The 20,127-nt window shown below is 59.0% G+C and carries 17 protein-coding genes; 7 read left to right on the top strand and 10 right to left on the bottom strand.

Features of this window, described 5'->3' with window-relative positions; translation table 11 throughout:
• Positions 1-44 precede the first annotated feature (44 nt).
• Positions 45-926 carry a site-specific tyrosine recombinase XerD gene (xerD, locus tag H035_RS0110285; RefSeq protein ID WP_022948890.1) on the top strand — a complete coding sequence of 294 codons (882 nt, stop codon included), beginning with the start codon at positions 45-47 and terminating at the stop codon, positions 924-926.
• A 52-nt stretch (positions 927-978) separates the two neighbouring features.
• Here xerD and H035_RS0110280 read toward each other — a convergent pair whose 3' ends face one another.
• Positions 979-1,725 carry a heme-binding protein gene (locus H035_RS0110280; RefSeq protein WP_022948889.1) on the bottom strand — a complete coding sequence of 249 codons (747 nt, stop codon included), beginning with the start codon at positions 1,723-1,725 and terminating at the stop codon, positions 979-981.
• A 272-nt stretch (positions 1,726-1,997) separates the two neighbouring features.
• Between H035_RS0110280 and galE the strand changes: the two genes are divergently transcribed.
• A complete protein-coding gene (gene galE / locus H035_RS0110275; protein ID WP_022948888.1) occupies positions 1,998-3,044 on the top strand; it encodes a UDP-glucose 4-epimerase GalE in 1,047 nt (348 codons plus the stop codon).
• A 31-nt stretch (positions 3,045-3,075) separates the two neighbouring features.
• Here galE and H035_RS19185 read toward each other — a convergent pair whose 3' ends face one another.
• From H035_RS19185 to fchA, 5 genes are all read right to left on the bottom strand, one after another.
• Positions 3,076-4,383: a matrixin family metalloprotease gene (locus tag H035_RS19185; RefSeq protein ID WP_022948887.1), complete on the bottom strand. Its 1,308-nt coding sequence runs from the start codon at positions 4,381-4,383 to the stop codon at positions 3,076-3,078.
• The gene (locus H035_RS0110265; protein ID WP_022948886.1) at positions 4,380-4,997 is read right to left on the bottom strand and encodes a hypothetical protein; all 618 of its coding nucleotides are present in this window, start codon (positions 4,995-4,997) and stop codon (positions 4,380-4,382) included. Before H035_RS0110265 ends, H035_RS19185 begins: the two co-directional genes overlap by 4 nt.
• Before the next feature lie 67 nt (positions 4,998-5,064).
• On the bottom strand, positions 5,065-5,706 hold the full coding sequence (locus H035_RS0110260; protein ID WP_022948885.1) for a cupredoxin domain-containing protein: 642 nt from the start codon (positions 5,704-5,706) through the stop codon (positions 5,065-5,067).
• A complete protein-coding gene (locus H035_RS19180; protein WP_040574390.1) occupies positions 5,703-7,358 on the bottom strand; it encodes a multicopper oxidase domain-containing protein in 1,656 nt (551 codons plus the stop codon). The genes H035_RS0110260 and H035_RS19180 overlap by 4 nt, the downstream gene beginning before the upstream one ends.
• Complete coding sequence (gene fchA / locus H035_RS0110250) at positions 7,355-7,987, bottom strand: methenyltetrahydrofolate cyclohydrolase (protein ID WP_026596484.1); 633 nt, start codon at positions 7,985-7,987, stop codon at positions 7,355-7,357. Before fchA ends, H035_RS19180 begins: the two co-directional genes overlap by 4 nt.
• A 125-nt stretch (positions 7,988-8,112) precedes the next feature.
• On the opposite strand from fchA, the gene H035_RS0110245 reads away from it, so the two are divergent.
• The 5 genes from H035_RS0110245 to H035_RS0110225 all read left to right on the top strand — a co-directional run bounded on the left by H035_RS0110245 (position 8,113) and on the right by H035_RS0110225 (position 14,030).
• Entirely contained in the window at positions 8,113-8,979 is an 867-nt protein-coding gene (locus H035_RS0110245) for an NADP-dependent methylenetetrahydromethanopterin/methylenetetrahydrofolate dehydrogenase (protein WP_022948883.1), read from the top strand.
• Between the two features lie 30 nt (positions 8,980-9,009).
• On the top strand, positions 9,010-10,242 hold the full coding sequence (locus H035_RS0110240; protein ID WP_022948882.1) for a Glu/Leu/Phe/Val family dehydrogenase: 1,233 nt from the start codon (positions 9,010-9,012) through the stop codon (positions 10,240-10,242).
• 20 nt (positions 10,243-10,262) lie between these two features.
• A complete protein-coding gene (locus H035_RS0110235; protein ID WP_161624023.1) occupies positions 10,263-10,787 on the top strand; it encodes a cyclic nucleotide-binding domain-containing protein in 525 nt (174 codons plus the stop codon).
• Positions 10,788-10,986: 199 nt separating this feature from the next.
• Positions 10,987-11,757 (top strand): hypothetical protein, encoded by a 771-nt coding sequence (locus H035_RS0110230; RefSeq protein WP_022948880.1) that lies wholly within the window; start codon positions 10,987-10,989, stop codon positions 11,755-11,757.
• Positions 11,758-11,882: 125 nt separating this feature from the next.
• Positions 11,883-14,030: an adenylate/guanylate cyclase domain-containing protein gene (locus H035_RS0110225; RefSeq protein WP_022948879.1), complete on the top strand. Its 2,148-nt coding sequence runs from the start codon at positions 11,883-11,885 to the stop codon at positions 14,028-14,030.
• Between the two features lie 20 nt (positions 14,031-14,050).
• On the opposite strand, the gene cysS is transcribed toward H035_RS0110225, so the two are convergent.
• The 4 genes from cysS to tldD form a co-directional block, all read right to left on the bottom strand.
• Positions 14,051-15,439 (bottom strand): cysteine--tRNA ligase, encoded by a 1,389-nt coding sequence (gene cysS, locus H035_RS0110220; protein WP_022948878.1) that lies wholly within the window; start codon positions 15,437-15,439, stop codon positions 14,051-14,053.
• Positions 15,433-16,839 carry a glutamate--tRNA ligase gene (gltX, locus tag H035_RS0110215; RefSeq protein ID WP_022948877.1) on the bottom strand — a complete coding sequence of 469 codons (1,407 nt, stop codon included), beginning with the start codon at positions 16,837-16,839 and terminating at the stop codon, positions 15,433-15,435. Before gltX ends, cysS begins: the two co-directional genes overlap by 7 nt.
• Before the next feature lie 488 nt (positions 16,840-17,327).
• Positions 17,328-18,665: a metalloprotease PmbA gene (gene pmbA / locus H035_RS0110205; protein ID WP_022948875.1), complete on the bottom strand. Its 1,338-nt coding sequence runs from the start codon at positions 18,663-18,665 to the stop codon at positions 17,328-17,330.
• A gap of 15 nt (positions 18,666-18,680) precedes the next feature.
• Positions 18,681-20,126: a metalloprotease TldD gene (gene tldD / locus H035_RS0110200; protein WP_022948874.1), complete on the bottom strand. Its 1,446-nt coding sequence runs from the start codon at positions 20,124-20,126 to the stop codon at positions 18,681-18,683.
• Position 20,127: the final 1 nt, after the last annotated feature.

Raw genomic sequence — 20,127 nt, 5'->3', positions numbered from 1 at the left:
CCGCCCTCCCTCGAGTGCCGTTGCCCCGCCGCATTAAAAACGCTATGGGCGATTCCGACCTGATCCAGCGTTTTTCCGATGCGCTGTGGTTGGAAGAAGGGCTCAGCGTTAATACCTTAAAAGCTTATGCCACCGACTTGAAGCGGTTTGCCGAATGGTTGGGAAAGTCGCCACTCGAGGCGACTCAAGAACAGGTGGCGCGGTATTTGGGGCATCGCTTCCACACTGGCGCCAGCGCTCGTAGCAGCGCTCGCCTGTTGTCGAGCTTGAGGAAATTCTATCGCTATTTACTGCGCGAGGGTTTGATCGAAACCGATCCTTGTGCCGGGATCGAGTCACCTTATTTGGGCCGTAGTCTGCCGGATACCTTGAGCGAGGCCGAGGTCGAATCACTGCTGCAGGCGCCCGATTCGGATCAAATGTTGGGATTGCGCGACCGATCCATGATCGAGGTGCTGTATGCCACGGGGCTCCGGGTTTCCGAGTTGGTGGCGATGAAAGTCAACCAGGTGGACAGAAACCTGGGCGTGGCCCGCATTTGGGGGAAAGGCAACAAGGAGCGCCTGGTTCCCCTGGGAGAAGAGGCCCTCGCTTGGCTCGACGCTTATTGGATCAAGTCGCGTCCCGAGTTGTTGGGAGTCCGGCAATCTCCCTATCTTTTCGTCACCCGCCGTGGCGGTCCCATGACCCGGCAAGCGTTTTGGCATCTGATCAAACGTTATGCCCGTCAAGCGGGCATCGATAAACCCTTGTCCCCCCACACCCTCCGGCATGCGTTTGCCACCCATCTCATCAACCACGGCGCCGACTTGCGCGTGGTACAGATGCTGCTGGGCCACAGCAGCTTGTCCACCACCCAAATCTATACCCATATCGCCCAGGCGCGTTTGAAGGATCTGCACCAGCGCTTTCATCCGCGGGGATAAAAACCGGGGTAAAATTACCCCGGTCAAACTAGAAAACTTGGCGAGAATCGATTCAGAGCGTTGCGTTGACGGCTTTTTCATTGTTGCCGCATTCAGGATGCTCGAAGCCATCTACAACGCCGTTATTGTTGCCATCGACATCGTCATAAATAATGTTGTCATTGCCTTCTACTTCATTCACTCCGGCGGGAACATTGTTGAGACCTAATGTCTGGCGTACACGCCAGGCGACGTTGTGGTCGGCACAGGAGGTATCCCCCGATACTCCCAAGGCGCCGATCAAGTTGCCACTGCCGTCATAGAGCGGCAAACCGCCTCCAAATACGTTGACTCCCCCGACTTGAGAACCCACTAAGGGGTCATTATCAGTCCCGTATGCTTGTTCGTTGCCTCGATATGCGGCATGCGGATTGACCGGGTTGCTGAATTGGAGTCCAAACAAGGATCCGCCGGGCTGGACAGCGGCATATAAATTAGCAGTGGACAAGGCAAGTCCTTGGGTGAGGCTGAAAAGCACGGCGGTATTGGCTTTCTGTGCCGAAATCACCCGACTGCCGAGCCATTGGGCGTTGAGAGAATCGCCGGATTTGGTGACCATGCAGACTCTACCCTCGGGAGAAACGATGGTCGCCCACATGTTGAAATCCAGTCCCCCGTTGGAAGGCCCGCCGGTAGGGGCAATGTTTGCCTTGAGAGTATCGGTCAACTGTTGCCAGCTAACATTGGGACAAGCCGCCAAAGCGGTGCCGATAGAGGCTAACAGAATTGCTACGGCGCTTGACAACGTTCTTATGTACATAACGTCCTCCTTTTTATGGATAGTTATTAATTGGCCAATGGCCGACGAGAATTGTACTATTAAGTAATAAGAAACATAAGATTAAATATTAGTTTATAGACCGCTTTGTCGTTTCAGGAAAGTAGGGGTTGGCCGATGTGGGTCGAGCGGTGGGCATTTGATCATTCTGTGTTTCTGGGTGAAAGAATGCCGTTTGAGTTTGTAGAATACCCCCTTTCGAGAAGGGGATAAGTCCACCTTTAAACTAAGACGATGCGAATGAAGGTATACCTATGGCTATCCGAGTACTGGTAACCGGCGGCGCCGGCTATATTGGCAGTCACACGTGCGTGGAATTGTTGGCGGCCGGCTTTGAAGTCGTGGTGGTGGACAATCTCAGCAATAGCAAATTCGAGGCGATTCGGCGGGTCGAAAATATTAGCGGTAAAAAGATTCCGTTTTTTTGCGCGGATATGGGCGATCGGTCGGAGATGGAGCGGATTTTCGCGCTTTATCCCAGTGATATCGTAGTGCATTTTGCCGGTCTCAAGGCGGTGGGGGAGTCGTGCGAGCGGCCTTTGGCCTATTACCGGAACAACGTTACCGGTACCTTGGCCTTGTGTGAAGCGATGGGGGCGGCCGGCGTCAAGCGGATGGTCTTCAGTTCCTCGGCAACCGTCTATGGCGAGCCCGCAAGCGTCCCCATCACCGAAGAGTTTCCCTTGCGGGCCACCAATCCTTACGGCCGGACCAAACTGTTCATCGAGGAGATTTTGCGAGATCTGGTGGCCGCCGATTGTCTCAACCAGGCGGATCATCCATGGACGGCGACCTTGCTGCGCTATTTCAATCCCGTCGGCGCACACCCCAGCGGTATGATCGGAGAAGATCCCAACGGCATCCCCAACAATCTGATGCCCTACATCACCCAAGTGGCGGTGGGAAAGTTGGAACAATTGAAGGTATTCGGCGGCGATTACCCCACCCGCGACGGGACTGGTGTGCGCGACTACATTCATGTGGTGGATTTGGCCAAGGCGCACGTCAAGGCGGTGGAAAAGCAATTGTCTCAGCCGGCGGGGCGGGCGTTTACCTATAATTTGGGGACCGGCACCGGATACAGTGTACTCGAGGTGGTGCGGGCATTCGAAAAAGTGTGCGAAAAGCGACTGCCCTATTCAATCGTGGATCGCCGCCCCGGGGACGCCGCCGAGGTGTATGCCGCTCCCGGCCGCGCGGCGGATGAGCTGGATTGGCGGGCGGAGAGGGGAGTCGAGGACATGGTCCGGGACGCCTGGCATTGGCAGCAACGAAATCCCGATGGCTATCCGGAGCGTTAGCACCGGCTCTTACCGAGAATGTTAATAGCGACTAATTGCGCCGGGTGGCCGAGTCCAACTTCCAGAGCCAAGGAATTTGCGGCGTCGGGGAAAGCCGCAAGAGCGCGTCGTATCGAGAGCCGAATACCTCGATCGGATTGAAGATCAGATCGTTGCTGTCCGGCAGCAGGATGGCGCCGGGAAGCGGTTCGCCTTCTTCGATGGCAGCGCTCTCCAGACGCCAATACGAGCCTTCCGGATCGTCCGGGTTGGTGTAGGGAATCAGCCTGGCCCGGTAAGAGACGCCACCGCTCACATCCACCGAATCGACGATTGCCGACCCGTCCGTTTCCACGCGGGCCGGGGCGGGCGATTCTAAATTGATGCCGACTTGCAGGCGGTAGTCGCCTTCCTGAAGAGAGAGATAGGCGCTGTTGGCGACGATTTGATAGGCACCGGCCGACAATTGAAGATAAACCAGCGCATCGGTCCCGACGCCGCTGTCGTCGTCCCACCCCAGCACCGTATCCCCGCCGCTGTCTCTGATTTCCAGATAAGGGTCCAGTTGTGCCGGTTGCAGGGATTGCATGCGAACGACGATCAACCCATCCACCGGCAACTCCAGCGTATACAGGTCGACGGCGCTGTCGTCGCTGGAGAAATCGCTCGTGGCGATGTGCAGGCGCCGGCAGTCGGCGGCTTCCAGTCGTCCCTCGATCCATTGGTTGAGAGGCAGGGGAGGGAACGCTTGGCAAGCTGCCGGCGGCGAGGTTTGGCCGCCGTAGATCGCGTCGACACCGTCGATGTCATCCTTTTGGGGCAGGGTTAGCGTGCCCACCAAGGTAGACATGATGGAGGGGACGCTGTTTTCATGGCCCAACCCCAACGCATGCCCCAGTTCGTGGGTGGCGACCCGGGTGAAGTCGGTGACCCGGGCACGCAGCGGACCCTCGTAGGTATCCCACTCTTGGTTGTCATTGAAGACGATGTCGGTTTCGCTGAGGATATCGCGGGAAAATAGACTATAGGTCACCGCCAGGGTGGTTTCGCCGAATGAAAAGCCGCAGTCGTCGAGCCGGAAACCGACCGTGTTGCGATTGTCGTCGGTGCAAGGATCGGCCGCGATGCCCGGCCGGCCCAGGAAGGTAAAGCCGGTATGCTCGGTCCAATGCCCCAGGGCTTCTTCGAAAGCGTCGTTCCAGAAAATTCCGCCGGGCGAACGGGTTTCTCCGCGGGTATTGACGATGTCGAAGACGAAGGTCGTCTCGGGCGTCGGCCAGCGGTGGCCGGTCAGGACATAGGCGGAGGCGGCGTGGGAAGCCGCGCTCAACCACAAAAAAATCCCGATCCGCCCGATCATCGGATGCCCTCGAGGCGTTGGCGCAATCGCCGTTTGAAGTCGTCCAGGGAAATGGCGTCCTTGGACAGGGCATCGCGTCGGACGCGTACCCCTTTGGCGACGCCCCGGCTCAAGCCTGTCGGTTCGGAGGCGGAATCGAACTCGAGCCGGACCACGGGTTCGCCGTCGGCGGTTCGGACATGCAGCCGGCCCGTCTCGTCGACGGTGGTCAAAAAACGGCCCTGAGACCAGCCGTAAAGAGGATGGACCTGGCGTCGCTGCAAGGACTCCACGAAGTAGATGCCGTGTTCGCCGAGTTCGGGGTAGTCCATATCGCTTACTTGCAAGCGTTTTTCGCCGATGTGACCGCCGAGAAAATCGAGGGTGACGGCGGATAGCTCCTCACGGCCCTTGATCACGTCCAATACGCGAAAAGTGATCTGCGTGAAAGGTCGGTGGTGATGCGGCGTTTCCCTGACTTCGAGATGCGTGACTTCGCCTTCGAAGACCAATTCGGCCCGCGCCAACATCTCGTCCAGGCTGACTTCCCGCACCGAGGTGGCCGTGGCGGTGGCGAGCCAAAAGGCGATGACCAGTCCCGTCAGTCGAGCGGTCGGAAAGGGGCTTGCGGTCATGACAGAGTTGCCTCGGCGAATGAATATTTGAAACGATTTTGACAGCGGTAAAAGCGGACGGTTCGCGTCAGGTATCGCTGAGCATCATGCGCCAGAGCTTTCCCAGCAGCCAGATCAGTGCGCCGCCTCCGAAGACGGCCAGGATCAACAGGACGATCGAGGTGCCCGTCCAACGGGTCGGATAAGTGTCGGGACGCACCGGTTGGGTCAACCCCGGCAGGCTGGAGAGATCGCCGTCGCCGCCGCCCACCTTGAGCTGGGCCTTCATGCCGTGTTCGGTATGTTGGGCGATGTCGCAGTGGACCAGATAGGTCTTCTTGTCTGGCGGCAGAATAAAGGTGCCGGCCGCTTCGCCGCGGCCGGAAACCTCGATATGGAACATGCCTTGAGAATAAAGCTTTTCGGGCAGGCCGTGAACCATGAATTGGTGGCGAATGTCGTCTTCATTGATGAATCGCACCGTCAAGCGGGTGCAAGGGGGAGCTTCCCAGCTTTGCCGGTCGTAGGCGAAGACGACCCCGGGGAATGAATAGGCGTATTTGCGACCGGCGTGCACGGTGATGGTTTGATCGCCGGCGATTTTCCGGCACCCTTCCGGGAGGGTCATGGGATTCTCGTTCATCACCATGCTGTCCATATCCATCCGGTGGCCGCCGGCGAGGGTCAGCGAGGAAAACACCAGACCCAAAAATAAAACCAATGTGCTCATCGGGCTTTCCTCCAACTACGCCAGAACGAGAACAGCAGGGTCAAGGCAACGCCCAGACTGAGCCCGGAAAGAATCACCCGCAGGGTAGCGGGGGGCAAGGGCGCCGTATCCGAGAAAATTTCCCAGGCTTTGCTCCGCGCCCAAACCGGCACTTGCCGGTGATAATACCCTTCGTTGAAAAGCGGGGTGAGGTCCATTCCCTGAAGCTTGGGCCAGCCGTTTTCTCCCAAAAACTTCCGGTAGACCACGAGCCCCAGATCGCCGCCGGGTCCCACCCCGTCGGTGGTGACGCTTTTTTCGGCGTGGTCGTGCATGAGCCAAGCGCCGGCGCCGTAGCTGTGCAGGCCATCGTCATGCGTGTCCAGCACCAGGTCCAAGCGCTGGGCCGGCGCGAGCGGCTGGACATCCCGGGTGACGGGTTGAGGCAGGGACGCGCCGTCGGCGGCGATGGCAACGGTTTTATGGCCGTGCAAGTGCAGCCCCAAGGTATGGGGGTGACCGTTCACCGCCCGCAGAAGAATCTTCTGGTCCGGTTCCACCACCACCAGCGAGTCGCGCAGCGTATAGGGAAACGCCCTGCCGTTGAGAAGATAGTAATCCTCGGTGGCGTCGGTGATGTCGTAGTCCCGGTTCATCGCCTTGGCTACCAGGCGCGGGTCGTTGTGTTCCTGAACGGGGCGGTAGCGTTCCTTGTCCAGGGATTGGAAATGGAGGTCGTATTCCTGGTCGAATTGCTCCCGACTGGCTTTAGAAGGGTGTCGAACTTGGCCGGCACCGACGTTCAAGGTCTGCAGCCAGTTGTCGGGACGATTTTCCTCGACGATGAACAAGCCCTGCAATCCCATCAGCATGTGTTTGTCGGTCTGGACGTGGCAGTGATAGAGCATGGAGCCGGGCTGGCGCGGTTGGATTTCGTAGGTGCGCTTCTCTCCCGGCATCAGCATCTTTTCGCCCGTGATCGGCACCCCGTCGTTGCCCTGGCCGTCGGCGCGCAGATAGGGGTGGTCCACGCCGTGCAGGTGAATGGTGTGGGGCAGATAATGGGTGTTCTCCAGGGTGAGATAGACCTTGTCTCCCTGTTCCACCCGAATCGGCGGGGAGGGGGCGCGCAGGATCGGCGGGGCATCCAGATTGATCGCATCGACCGTGGCCATGCCATGCATCTTGGGGGCGAATACCCATAATCCCGGCTGCAGTCCGGGAGCGATGCGGTAGCCGGGGATCAAAAAATCTCCGTCGGGCGTGGAGCCATTGAGTTCGGCGACCTCCAATTTGATACGGATCACGTCCGGATCGCCGTCTCCGTCGAGGTCGTCGTCCTTGAGCACCGCGTCCATGGCCAGGCGCGTCTTCATCAGGGTGGGCATGGTGACGTGATTGGTGCCCTTGACCACGCTGGCGACGAAGTAGGGGTTGTCGGGTTGGCAAACGGGCGATTCCAGGACCTCGACCCCTTCGATGGTTTGCCCTTGACGCCATTCGGGGTGATCGAACCGGCAGAATTCCTCGGTATCGTCGAGGGAAGGGACCCATTTGACCGTCGGAGGGGCGGTGAGACCCGCTTCGGTCCGGGGATCGGGGAAAAACAGCCAGGCCGCGGCCAGACTCAGGCCTATGCCGACCAGGTAGGTCGGAATGCGTATCCAATTCATGGGGATTGCAGTTTGCTGGTTACAAGGTTCACGATCGCTTCCGCCTCGGGGTTTTTGGCGGCCAGAATCCGATCCAGTTCGATCCGACACGCCTGCGCGAATTCCTTGTCTTGAATGGCGTTCAAATTGACCTCCACGTTGAGGGCGCAGCATTTGAGAGCGCCTTGAGCGGCCAGCGCACCCGCTCCCGCGTCGGTAATGGCGTTGCCGTTGCCTTTTTCCGCTGCGGTCCGGCACAAATCGATGACTTCGCCGCACAGACGGGCGCAGTCCAGGGGCGTTTCGGTGGCGGTCCTCAGAGCGGCCTGAATGGCCTGGCGGCGCTGATTTTTGTCGGCTTCGGTTGCCTTGGGCAGCCGATAAGCGGCCATCACCTGATCGAACGCCGCCATGTCGGCCTGGATGGCGTCCACCAAGTGTTCACGCAGGGCTTCGGATCGGTGCAAGAGTTCCCGCATATCGGCTTCCACCGCCTGGTATTTGGGTTTGCCCAGGGTTAGATTGGCTACCATGCTAACCAGGGCCGCGCCCATCGCGCCCATGATCGCCGCCGCGCTGCCCCCGCCGGGGGTGGCGGACGAACTGGCCAGGTGGTGGAGAAATGTTTGAATGGTTTGATCTTTGGTCATCGAAGCCCCGCTGAACTGGTGGCGAAAACAATCGGTCATTATAATCCAGTAAGCGCATGTGAGTCATGGCGACCGATCATTGCCGGTAAGACTCGAACCCCCACCGCGAACGGAGTGATTCTGCAGTGAAAAAAATTTTGTTTCAATTCGATACCGATACCCATCCGGCCTCCTTCGATACGATCGTCGCCTACGACGGCGGCGCCGATCACGTGGTCGGTCACGCAGGGCTGACGCCCGCCAATGTGGGGCCGTTGGTGGACGGCACGATTTTCACCCGCCCCCCCAAGGAAAAACAAAACACCGCCATTTTTGTCGGCGGCAGTGATTTGCTCGCCGGACAGGCATTGCTGGAGGCGGTTCAAAAGAAGTTCTTCGCCAATTTTCGGGTGTCGGTGATGCTCGACAGCAACGGCAGCAATACCACCGCCGCGGCGGGAGTGGCCCGGATCGTGGCGAGTAGCGAGGTGACGGGAAAAAAAGCGGTGGTGTTGGCCGGCACCGGGCCGGTCGGTCAGCGTGCCGCGGTCTTGCTCGCCCGGGAAGGCGCGCGGGTGGTGTTGACTTCCCGCTCTTTAGGGCGAGCCGAACGGGCTTGCAAGGCGATGAAGGCGCGCTTCGGGGTGGAGATCACGCCCTTGGAGGCGGTCGATCACGCCGCCCGCGCCCGGGCCATCGCTGACGCCCAGATCGTATTCGCCGCCGGAGCCGCCGGGGTGGCTTTGCTGGCCGAAGAACACTGGCGCGATCATCCCGGCCTGGAGGTGTTGCTGGATGCCAATGCCACGCCGCCACTCGGCATAGAAGGGGTGGACATGATGGCTCGAGGAGCGCAATATCACGGAAAGACTTGCTGGGGCGCGATCGGATTCGGTGCTTTGAAATTGGCGGTTCATCGAGCGTGCATCGCCCGCTTGTTCGAACGCAACGATCAAATCTTCGATGCCGAGGAAATATACGCGGTGGCCCGGGAGTTGATAAAGACCGGCTGAAATGCCCAACCCAAGCGAGGGAGGGATGCCATGAAAGCCAACGAGATCGCCGACTATTTTGTCGACCGGACCACTTTCGCCATGGGGCTCTCCGACAATATTCGTCGGATGCTGCTGACTCCCGACCGTCAGCTGCAGGTGAAAATCGTTCTGGAGCGTGACAACGGGGAAGTGGTCACCTTCACCGGTTTTCGGGTCCAGCATTCTAATGCCAGGGGGCCTTACAAGGGGGGGCTGCGCTACCATCCCCTGGTGGATAGGGATGAAGCCCAGGGGTTGGCGTCCTTGATGACTTGGAAGACCGCGCTGGTGGATATTCCCTACGGCGGAGGGAAGGGCGGTATCGATTGCGAAGCCGCGTCATTGACCCCCCGGGAATTGGAAATTCTGACGCGCAAGTTTGTTCGGGCCGTGGGCAGCGTGATCGGTCCCTACGACGACATACCGGCCCCTGACATGAACACCAATGCCAGGGTCATGGCCTGGATCATGGACGAATACGCCAAGATCTACGGATTCAATCCGGCAGTGGTCACCGGAAAACCTGTGGATCTGTTCGGTTCCCTCGGCCGCGAGGAGGCCACGGGTCAGGGCGTATTCCTGACCACGGAAGCCTTTTTACAGGAACGGGGAATGGAGATGTCTCGTATCAGGCTCGCCATTCAGGGATTCGGCAATGTGGGGTCTTGGGCGGCGCATTTTTTCCACCGGGCCGGCGCTAAAATCGTCGCGGTTTCCGACGTGAGGGGCGCGATATACAACCCAGAAGGGATCGACGTGGTGGCGCTTCGGGAACATGTCCGTCGATATGGCGCCATTCTGGGATTCGAAGGCGGGGATGCCATGCCCGGCGATGGGCTTTTGACCTGCGATTGCGATGTGCTCATACCGGCCGCCATGGGCGGCGTGGTGACCCGCGACATCGCCCGAGGTATTCGAGCGCGGGTAATCGTGGAGGCCGCCAACGCGCCGGTGCTTCCGGAAGCGGAAGATTTCCTGACTGACAAGGGCGTTATCGTCCTTCCGGATATTCTGGTCAACGCCGGCGGCGTGACCGTTTCCTATTACGAATGGGTGCAGAATATTCAGCAATTGCGCTGGACCCCCGCGCAAATCCTGGAGGGATTGACTTCCAAGATGCGCGAAGCTTATGGTCGGGTGAGCGCGCTTTCCCGGGAAAAGGGCGTCACGCTCCGGGAGGCGGCTTATATCATCGCCATCGGCCGGGTGGCCAAGGCCGTTACCCTACGGGGGGCCTATTGAGTTGAGAAATGGAGCGCGCGATGGATGCCTTGCAAAGTTTTCAGACGGTTCCTTTTTTCCAGCGCCTCGAGCAGGAAGACCATCGCTATCTGGCGGACAGGGCCTTGGAGCGGGTTTTTGCGGCCGGCGATCCCATCATCCGTGAAGGCGAAAAAGGCGAGGCGTTTTATTTTATCCGCCGGGGCCGGGTATCGGTCTGTCGAACCATCGGAAAGGACGTGATTCCCTTGGTCGAATTGGGGCAAGGTCATTTTTTCGGCGAGAACAGCCTGGCCGGATTCGAACCCGCGCCCGCCATGGCGACGGTCACCGCCAAGCTTCCCACCGACACTTGGGTGATTACCCGCGATGCCGTGTTGAATTGGGAACGGCAGAAACCGGCGGGGGCGGCACGCTTTTTCCGGACGCTTTCGGCCATTTTATCGAACAAATTGCAGACCTTGGATGAGGCTTATGTCCGGCTTTCTCTGTCTTGCGAAGGAAAAGAACGGTTCAGCGAGCTGCGCGAACTTCAGGAAAAGTTGTATCGGGAATGGGGGTTGTGATTGAAGAGCCTAGAATCCGTTGACGTGTGGAGGATAGAGCCGGGGAGAATGCTCCGGGACACGCTGTAAATACCTCCATGTACGCTCGAATCGCAGCGTCCTGCTGCGAACGGTCCCGGAGCATTCTCCCCGGCTCCTGATTCAAGTTGGATCTGATAAATGCGATAGATCTGGGAATTTAAACCATAGCGGGTGTGAAATGATTTCTTCTGCGCTGAAAAGCCTGGCAGCAGGTTTGATAAGTTTGATTTTATTAGGCACGGGGTCGGTCTGGGCGGCGGAAAGCACCGACCGGTGCGGAAAAGTTCGATTCCTAAAGGACAAGAGCCGAGGCGTCGAAGTACGCCTGAATGCGTGCATGGAGAACGATGAGGTCGCCGAGGGCGCGATTTTGCGTTTGGCCCCGGAAGCGAGGTTGTGGCTCCGGGTTTCGCCCGCCGAGGATACCATCGGGGAATCTCAAATCATTTGCCAGAGCCGGGCCGAATCGCCGCTTCCGATTATGCTGGAAAGCGCCGATCCGCCGCGGCTCAAATCGAATTTGCTCGATTGCGGCCGCTGGGACCAAAAGCGACTTTCCTGTAACGGGGTGAAAGGAGAGTCGAATATCTTTTTCTGCGTCCTGGCCCGATTTGAAAAACCATCCGCCGAAAAGCGCCCCAAAAAGGGGACGTCCGTGGTTTTGCGCTCCTTCGATCCGGGTGCCTCCGGCCTGGAAGATCGGTCTCGGCAATTGGAAGAACTGGAAGCGATCAAAAACGAGGCCCAGTTGTGTCATGAGTTGTACGGGGTCGAGCGGGAATTCAGGATGGAATGGGAGGTGGACGCGACCGGAAAAGTGATCCGGATCGCTCCCAACGAATCGCTGGAGAAAACCCATCCCGACTTCGCCGCGTGCCTCCTGGACGCCATCCGGTTTCATGATTATCCGCCATCGGCCCGCACCGTTTTCTTGTCCGGGTTATTGTAGGGGCCAACGATGGTGGTTGAGCGTCGGTGAAGGCGCTTCGAAACACGCTTTGAATACTTCCTTGTACGCTCGAATCGCAGCATCCTTGCTGCGAACGGTTCCGGAGTGCCTTCACCGGCTCATGAATGATGCGACAGCTGACCAAACGTCAAACTGGCTTGGTGGTTAACGCCAAACCGGCGGTTCTGTTTATTTTGCTCGCCATGTTGGCGGGCGTGGCGGTGGATGCCGGATGGGGCACGGCCGTCGACGATTGGGTGCACGATCCCGCCCTGGTTCATCAAGCGCGTACTCGATGGCGGCATGTGGCGATTGTGGTTCTGGACGACGGCGTGCCGCTCCAGGTGGGGCGCAAACAGGCCTTGCCGCTTTTCGCCCGGGCGGCCGAGCGGCTGATTCGGGCCGGGGCGAAAGGGGTTTTTCTGGATGCCCGTCTGAGTAAGGAAATGGAGGCGGCCATGCCTTACGCCCTGTGCATGGAAGCGGCGGGGACGGTGCGTTGGTCCGCGCCCCGCTGTGCTACCGACGGCCCCGATCGCTGCGTCTTGAGCGGCAGCCCGGCGGGGCTGGCTCCGCTGGCGATGCCGGAAGACGTGCTCGAACGTTTCAGAGTCGCGCCTTATCTGCCGGGCCAAGCCCCGTTGCCGGATTTCTTGTTGTACGGTTGGGAGGCCTCGGCAGCGATTCCCCCGGAGGGGCTCGTGGCCGAGGATCGATTGGTCTCCCGCGGTGCCGGCGTCATGCGTTGGCTGGATTTGAGCGCCGCTCACGCCGCGGTCCGCCTGGCGGCGTTCGTCGATCCCGAGCGCACGGCGCGATCCCTGGCCCGTACTCGGAACGACGAGATCTGCGGCGAAGGTTATGCTTGCCGCCGCATCCGTCTGAGTCGGCCGACCTATCGTATTCATATGGACGACGAACGGACCATCGCGCCGGTGAGTCTTTTGGCCGCGTGCGACGAGCCAACCGGCATGCGAGCGGCGGAGATGTTGCGAGGCAAAGCGGTTATCTTGCAGTTGACCATGCCCGCCGAAGCCACCGATATGATCGTTACCCCCATGACCACCGCCTGGGGCGGTCCGCATTTGTTGACCCCCGGCGCCCAATATTTGGCCGATGCCGTGGAAACCCTGCTGCAGGAAGATCACCCCCGGCAACCGCCTCTGCCGATAAAGCTCGCCCTGTTTCTGGCGGTTGCCGCGTCGAGCGTTTTTATCGGTCTCCAGCGGCGTCAGGCGGTCTTGTGGGGGACATTCCCCTTGATGGCGGGCGTCATGATCGGATTGTGTTTTTTCATCCGCCCGGTCCAACTTTGGCCGGTGACCGCCGCGTTGGCCACGTATTTGACTGGCGCGGTCCAAATCGTCGGTTTGAATCTGGTGATCGGCCTGCGGGAAGGTAAACTGATCCGCCGCTATATGCCTCCGCAGATTCACGATTTGCTGATTTCCGTGTGGGGCGATCAGCGATTCCGGAATCGGCGTCACCGAGCGGTCGTGTTGATGTCGGATTTGGCCGGCTATACCACCGTTACCCATTTATTGGGGGATCCCGCCTACGTGTTGGAGTTGATGAACGATTATCTGGAAGAGACTTCGGTGGTGCTGCAGGAAAAGTATCAAGGATGGTTGGAAGCGTACGTGGGAGATTTGGTGTGCTATTACTGGCCGATATGGGAGGAAAATCAATCGGATGCCTACGGAAATGCCTTGCAGGGCGCGGCCGAATTGGCGCGCCTGCAAAAGCGTTTCTTTGCCGGTCTCAACCGCCGGTATCGCGAACGGTTTCCGAAACCGGCATTGGAACGGGTAGCCGAGGTGATCGATGCCGGCATCGGGATGACTTCGGGGACGGTGGTCATGGGCGATTTGGGGCCCAAGCAGGGGGTTCGAAAATTCGGGATTTTGGGCGACCCCTTGAATTTGGCGGCCCGCCTGGAAAGCCTGACCCGCTATTTCAACAGCGATCTCATCGTGTCCGAGGAATTGGCGGCGTTTGCCGACAAGGCCGGTTTAATCCGGCGGCGGTTGGGGCGCATCCAGGTCAAGGGCAAATTGACGCCGGTAACGGTTTTCGCCTTGGGGGATCAGGCCGATGCGCGTTTTTCCGCCTCCTGCGTGTACAACTGGGAGAAGTGGTTGAGCGAAGTGGAGCGGGGCGGTGAACCCACCATTCCGTGTCCGGAAATCTACGCCCGGGATCGGGATACCTTGAATCGGTGGAAGAAGCGGGGATTATTGAGGGACGGAGTTTGGCATTTGGATGAAAAATGAAAGGCGGGTCGGGCGGGCCGTCACGCCCGCCGCCAAATCGTCCCTCCGGGCGTATCCTCGAGCACGATGCCCTGTTCCTTGAGCTGATCCCGGATTTGGTCGGCCGTCGCCCAATCCTTGGTTTTACGGGCTTGATTGCGCTGCTCGATCAAGGCATCGATTTCGGCGTCGGCCAACTCGGTTGGGGTTTCTCCTCCCTTCAAGAAGGTTTCCGCTTCCTGTTGGAGTATCCCCAGAACACCGCCTAATTGCTTGCACGTGGCTGCCAGTCGGCTTGCTTTCGAGTATTCCGAAGTTTTGAGCCGATTGATCTCCTTGGCCAAATCGAACAGCACCGCCAGGGCGCCAGCGGTATTGAAGTCGTCGTCCATGGCTTCGGAAAAGCGGCGGCGGTATTCCTCGCAATCTTCTCCCTCCGCCTCGGCTTCGGGCAGACCGCGCAGGCTGGTGTAGAGGCGGATCAAGCCGGCACGGGCTTGCTGCAAGGAATCTTCCGAATAATCGAGGGGACTGCGGTAGTGGCTGGAGAGGATGAAAAAACGGATCACCTCGCCGGAATATTGCTTGAGGACCTCGCGGATGGTGAAGAAATTGCCCAGCGACTTGGACATTTTTTCCCGATCGACCCGCACGAAGCCGGTATGCAGCCAGTAATTCACGAAGTGTTCGCCGGTGGCCCCCTCCGATTGGGCGATTTCATTCTCGTGATGGGGGAATTGGAGGTCGGCGCCGCCCCCGTGGATATCGAAATGACTTCCCAGGCAGGTGGTGGACATGGCCGAGCATTCGATGTGCCAGCCGGGACGGCCCGGTCCCCAGGGGGAATCCCAGGCGGGCTCCTCGGGCTTGGCCTTTTTCCACAGAACGAAATCGAGGGGATCGCGCTTGGCCTCCGCCACTTCCACCCGCGCTCCGGCGCGCAGTTCTTCGATCTGCTTTCCGGACAGCTTGCCGTAGGCGGCGAATTTCCCGACCGCGTAATAGACGTCCCCGTTTGCGCCCACATAGGCGTACCCCTTGTCCAAGAGCGCCTGAATCATGTCGATGATGGCGTCGAGCGATCGGGTGGCGCGGGGTTCCAGGTCCGGCGACAGGCATCCCAAGGCGCTTTCGTCTTCATGCATGGCCCGGATGAAGCGTGCGGTGAGTGCCTGAAAGGGAATGGCCAATTCATTGGCGCGCTGGATGATCTTGTCATCGATGTCGGTGATATTGCGGACATAGGTGACCCGGAAATCGCGCCAACGCAAGTACCGGGCGATGGTGTCGAATACCACCATGACGCGGGCATGGCCCAGGTGGCAATAATCGTAAACGGTCATCCCGCACACGTACATGCGGATCTCGCCCGACGTGATGGGCTGAAACGGTTCTTTTCGGCGGGTCAGGCTATTGTGGATTTTCAGCATGGAGTCTTTTTTGCCAAGCGGGTAAATCGGTCGATGGTGCGCTCAGATCCCAGGAGGGTATAGATTCGCTGGATTTCGGGTCCGTCCAGGCGTCCGGTCAATGCGGCCCGAAGCGGCTGAAACAAACGTTTTCCTCGGGCGCCGGTCGCCGTTTTCAAGGCTTCCAGAAAGGCCGGATAGTCTTCGGGGTTTCGGTGCGCGGCTTCGATCGCGGCCGAGAAAAATTCCGACTCGGATTGGGTTTGTTTCAGAATTTGATGTGCGTTTTCCGTAATTGGAAAGTCGTCTCCGAAAATGATTTCGGCCCACGGTTGGGCTTCTTCGGGAAATAGGCAGTTGCTGCGTACCAGCGTCAAAAACAGAGTGCGGTGAGCATCCGGAATCAGCTTGCGGGTGGGTTCGGTCAGCCACTGCCATAGGGTATCGTCGTCGGCGGCTCGAACGGCCTGGTTTTGCCAGTAATCCAGTTGTTTGGCGTCGAAGCGCGCCGGCGCGCGGCTAAGTTTCTGCAGCTGGAATCTTTCGGCGAGTTGCTCCAGGCTAAGCAGGGTTTCTTCCCCGTAAGCGTGTCCCAGGCGGGCCAGAAAATTGATCACCGCCAGGGGGAGGTAACCTTGCTCGCGCAATTCCCGGATACTGCGGCTACCGTTGCGCTTGGACAAAGGGGTGCCGTCTTCTCCCAAAATCAGGGAGATATGGCCGTAGCGGGGAGCGGGCAAGTCCAACGCCTCCAGGATCAGCAGTTGACGGGGGGTATTGGTCAGGTGGTCTTCCCCGCGCAGGACGTGGGTGACTTCCATGAGGGCATCGTCCACTGCGTTGCAGAAGAAGAACGCCGGCGTCCCGTCGGCGCGCCGGATGATGAAATCCCCGATGGTATCGGAATCGAAGCGCTGCTGGCCGCGCACCAGATCCTCGAAGGTAATGCCAATACCCGGCGGCACGCGGAAGCGCAAGGTGGGTTGCAGCCCTTCGTCCAGACGACGCTGAATGTCATCCGCGCTCAAGTGAGCGCATTTGCCGGAATATTTGGGCGGCAACCCGGCGGCCCGCTGCGCCTTGCGCGAAAGGGCCAGCTCATGGGGGGTGCAGAAACACGGATAAACCCGATTGTTTTTTTCCAGTTGGGCGTAATAACTATCGTAAAGATCGGAGCGCAAGGACTGGAAATAGGTATCCGGTTCCGGAGAAGCGGGGCCTTCCTCCCAATTTAGATTGAGCCAGGCCAAATCCTCCAGCAACGCGGCCACGAATTCGGGTTGGCTGCGGGTTTGATCCGTGTCCTCGATGCGGAGCAGGAATTCACCGCCGAATAAACGATTGAACAGGGCGGTGCGGGCATTGCCCAAATGTATCCATCCGGTGGGACTGGGGGCGAATCGGGTTTTGATAGTCTGCATGCCGTAGTTGGGTTTAAATGGATCAAGTATTCTATTGAATTTTATGGGAAAACGAAAATATCGTTCCCTAGTGAATCAATATGTTTTCTTGACAGTAGGGGGGATATTCGTACAATGGAATTGCATGCAATTACGCGTGACAGAATACTTACGAAATAAATTAAAGGGTTTATATAATGGGAGCTATACTTGATTTAGTCGAAAAGATGCGGACTCCGGGCGGCATCGTTGTTACCATTCTGATCATCGTGGCCGCTTACCTGTTCTATAAATGGGTAATGGCGGAGCCCGAAGATCAAGACAAGGGCGAATAATCATTCGCCGACCATGCGGGTGATGGGGCGCCTGTTGCCCGCATGCTTTTCTTCCCTTCCTTTTCACACTAATCCCCTTTCATCCCTTCTGGGATGGTGGTGCTTCTATCAATCGGTTCGTCTTCGGTGCCCGGGAATCGACGCCTAAGGTGGCTAGGTTTCGAGTCGCTGGATTCAGGCGCCTCCGACGGTTATGTCCGCCAACCAGATTGAACCGGTGCGAATGTTCCCGCGCATATCCACATCCCGGCCGATGGATACCAGGTTGCGGAATAATGTATTGAGATTGGCGGCGATGGTGATTTCCTCCACCGGATATTGAATCTCTCCGTTTTCCACCCAGAAGCCGGCCGCCCCGCGGGAATAATCGCCGGTGACCAAGTTGATTCCTTGTCCCATCAATTCGGTGACCAGAAGCCCCGTTCCCATCTCTTTTAGCAAAGTGTCGCGGTCCAGGTTACCCGGTTCGACGATAATGTTGTGTACCCCTCCCGCGTTGCCGGTGGATTCCATTCCCAGCTTGCGGGCCGAATAAGTGCCGAGAATATAGGATTCCAGAACGCCATTGCGGATAAGATCGTGAGGATAGGTGGCGACTCCTTCGCTATCGTAGGGAGCGCTGCCGAGACCCTTTTTGATATGGGGTGCTTCGTGAATATGGACGAATTCCGGAAAGACGGGTTTCCCCAATCCGTCCAACAGGAACGATGCTTTTCGATACAGATTGCCGCCCCGGATGGCGGCCAAAAAATGACCGATGAGACTTCTGGCCGCTTCCGCCGAATAAATCGCCGGGCATCGCCGGGTAGTCAGGCTGGAAGCTCCGAGCCGGGCAACGGTGCGTTCGGCCGCTTTCCGCCCGACGCTGGCGGGAGAATTCAGATCCTCCGGGTGGCGTGCCAGCGTGTACCAGTGATCCCGCTGCATTTGCTCACCGCGCTTGCCCACCACGGCGCAACTCAAGCTATGCTGGGAGGCCGGATAGGCGTGGAGAAATCCCGAAGTGTTGCCCAAAACCTGGATGCCGTGGTGGGAGTTGAGATCCGCGCCTTCCGAATTGACGATCTCCGGATGGAATTCGCGGGCCGCGGTTTCGCATTCGATGACCCGCTCGATCGCTTGATCGGCGGTGATTTCCCAGGGATGGTCCAGGTCCAGATCGGGAATGTCCCGGGCCAGTTTATCCGGATCGGGGAGTCCGGCATAAGGATCTTCGCTGGCGTAACGGGCGATGGCGCACGCCGCTTCCAAGGTTTCCTTGAGAGAGGCCTCGCTCAGATTGGTGGTGCTGGCCGATCCTTTGCGTTGGCCGAAATACACCGTCACCGCCAGGCTTTGATCCCGGTGGTGTTCCAAGGTTTCCGGTTCTCCCAGGCGGGCGCCGACGGACAGTCCTTCATCCAGGTGGGCGCCCGCTTCCGCGGCAGCCCCTCTTTTCTTGGCTTCTTCCAGTACCCGGGCGACTTTGTCTTGCAAGGGATTCAGTTGGGATTCGATCGATTTCACCGGCATTCTCCTACAACCTCGTCATACATTGGTTCCGCCGACGGTCAGCCCATCGACCCGAAGCGTCGGTTGGCCCACTCCCACGGGGACGCTTTGGCCGTCCTTGCCACAGGTGCCTACTCCGGGATCCAGGTTCAAGTCGCTGCCCACCATGCTGACTCGAGTCAATACATCCGGGCCGTTGCCGATCAGGGTGGCGCCCTTGACCGGCCGGGTGATTCGACCGTTTTCGATCAGATAGGCTTCCGAGGCGGAAAAGACGAACTTGCCCGAGGTGATGTCCACTTGTCCCCCGCCGAAATTTTTTGCGTACAGTCCTTTTTCCACCGAAGCGACGATTTCCTCCGGATCGTGTTTTCCGGCGAGCATATAGGTGTTGGTCATCCGCGGCATCGGCGCGTAGGCATAGGACTCGCGGCGTCCGTTGCCGGTGGGGGCGGTGTTCATGAGATGGGCGTTCATCCGGTCCTGCAAGTACCCTTTGAGAATGCCGTTTTCGATCAGCACCGTATGCCCGGTGGGGGTCCCCTCGTCGTCGATATTGAGCGAACCGCGCCGACCCGCCAAGGTGCCGTCGTCCACCACCGTGCACAGGGAAGAGGCGACTTTGTCTCCGATTCGGCCGCTGAAGGCCGAAGTGCCTTTGCGATTGAAGTCGCCTTCCAGGCCATGACCGACGGCCTCGTGAAGCAGCACGCCGGGCCAACCGGAACCCAGCACCACGGGCATGGTGCCGGCCGGGGCTTCCACCGCCTCCAGGTTGACCTGGGCTTGGCGTACCGCTTCTTTCACGTAGCTTTCCGCACGCCGGTTTTCGAGAAAGAACCGGTAGTCGCAGCGGCCGCCCCCTCCAGCGCTGCCTTGTTCGCGGCGGCCGTTTTGAGCCATGATTACGCTCACGTTGAGGCGCACCAGAGGACGGATGTCGGCACGGAGAGTACCGTTCTGGGTGGCGATCAAGGCGACTTCATAGTTGCCGGCCAAACTGGCGATCACCTGCTCCACCCGGGGGTCGCTGCGTCTGGCCAAGTTATCCAGTTGACGCAGCAGGTGGATTTTTTCCTCGGTGGTCAAACTCTGGAGCGGATCGATGGCTGGATACAATCGGTGGGGTCCCGCCGACGCGCCGATCGCTTCTCGAGCCGATGCCGCGTGATGACCGATCGCCCGTACTTTGTTGGCGGCTTCCATCAGCGTGTCGAATTCAATCACATCGCTATAGGCGAATCCGGTTTTATCGCCGCAGACCGCCCGGACACCGAAACCTTGTTCGATGCTGTGGGCACCGTCCTTGACGATCCCGTCCTCGAGTACCCAAGACTCGAAGCGCGAAAACTGGAGATAGATATCCGCCAGATCCACCGGCACCGCAAGGATGCGGTCGATGACCTGATTCAGCCGGGACGAGTCCAGTCCGGCCGGTTCCAGCAGCGTGCGCTGAGCTAGGGTGAGAGCTTCCTCGGTCATG

Source organism: Methylohalobius crimeensis 10Ki, assembly GCF_000421465.1.
Taxonomy (GTDB): Bacteria; Pseudomonadota; Gammaproteobacteria; order Methylococcales; family Methylothermaceae; genus Methylohalobius; species Methylohalobius crimeensis.
Note: the sequence above shows the minus strand (reverse complement) of the source record. Positions and strands in the feature narration are given on the sequence as shown.

Bases quoted from the DNA above. Each gene is read 5' to 3' on its own strand.
- H035_RS19180 (WP_040574390.1), bottom strand. From the start codon at position 7,358: ATGAATTGGATACGCATTCCGACCTACCTGGTCGGCATAGGCCTGAGT.
- cysS (WP_022948878.1), bottom strand. From the start codon at position 15,439: ATGCTGAAAATCCACAATAGCCTGACCCGCCGAAAAGAACCGTTTCAG.
- gltX (WP_022948877.1), bottom strand. From the start codon at position 16,839: ATGCAGACTATCAAAACCCGATTCGCCCCCAGTCCCACCGGATGGATA.
- H035_RS0110230 (WP_022948880.1), top strand. From the start codon at position 10,987: ATGATTTCTTCTGCGCTGAAAAGCCTGGCAGCAGGTTTGATAAGTTTG.
- tldD (WP_022948874.1), bottom strand. From the start codon at position 20,126: ATGACCGAGGAAGCTCTCACCCTAGCTCAGCGCACGCTGCTGGAACCG.
- H035_RS0110260 (WP_022948885.1), bottom strand. From the start codon at position 5,706: ATGAGCACATTGGTTTTATTTTTGGGTCTGGTGTTTTCCTCGCTGACC.
- H035_RS0110265 (WP_022948886.1), bottom strand. From the start codon at position 4,997: ATGACCGCAAGCCCCTTTCCGACCGCTCGACTGACGGGACTGGTCATC.
- pmbA (WP_022948875.1), bottom strand. From the start codon at position 18,665: ATGCCGGTGAAATCGATCGAATCCCAACTGAATCCCTTGCAAGACAAA.
- galE (WP_022948888.1), top strand. From the start codon at position 1,998: ATGGCTATCCGAGTACTGGTAACCGGCGGCGCCGGCTATATTGGCAGT.
- H035_RS0110280 (WP_022948889.1), bottom strand. From the start codon at position 1,725: ATGTACATAAGAACGTTGTCAAGCGCCGTAGCAATTCTGTTAGCCTCT.
- fchA (WP_026596484.1), bottom strand. From the start codon at position 7,987: ATGACCAAAGATCAAACCATTCAAACATTTCTCCACCACCTGGCCAGT.
- H035_RS0110225 (WP_022948879.1), top strand. From the start codon at position 11,883: ATGATGCGACAGCTGACCAAACGTCAAACTGGCTTGGTGGTTAACGCC.
- H035_RS0110240 (WP_022948882.1), top strand. From the start codon at position 9,010: ATGAAAGCCAACGAGATCGCCGACTATTTTGTCGACCGGACCACTTTC.
- xerD (WP_022948890.1), top strand. From the start codon at position 45: ATGGGCGATTCCGACCTGATCCAGCGTTTTTCCGATGCGCTGTGGTTG.
- H035_RS0110235 (WP_161624023.1), top strand. From the start codon at position 10,263: ATGGATGCCTTGCAAAGTTTTCAGACGGTTCCTTTTTTCCAGCGCCTC.
- H035_RS19185 (WP_022948887.1), bottom strand. From the start codon at position 4,383: ATGATCGGGCGGATCGGGATTTTTTTGTGGTTGAGCGCGGCTTCCCAC.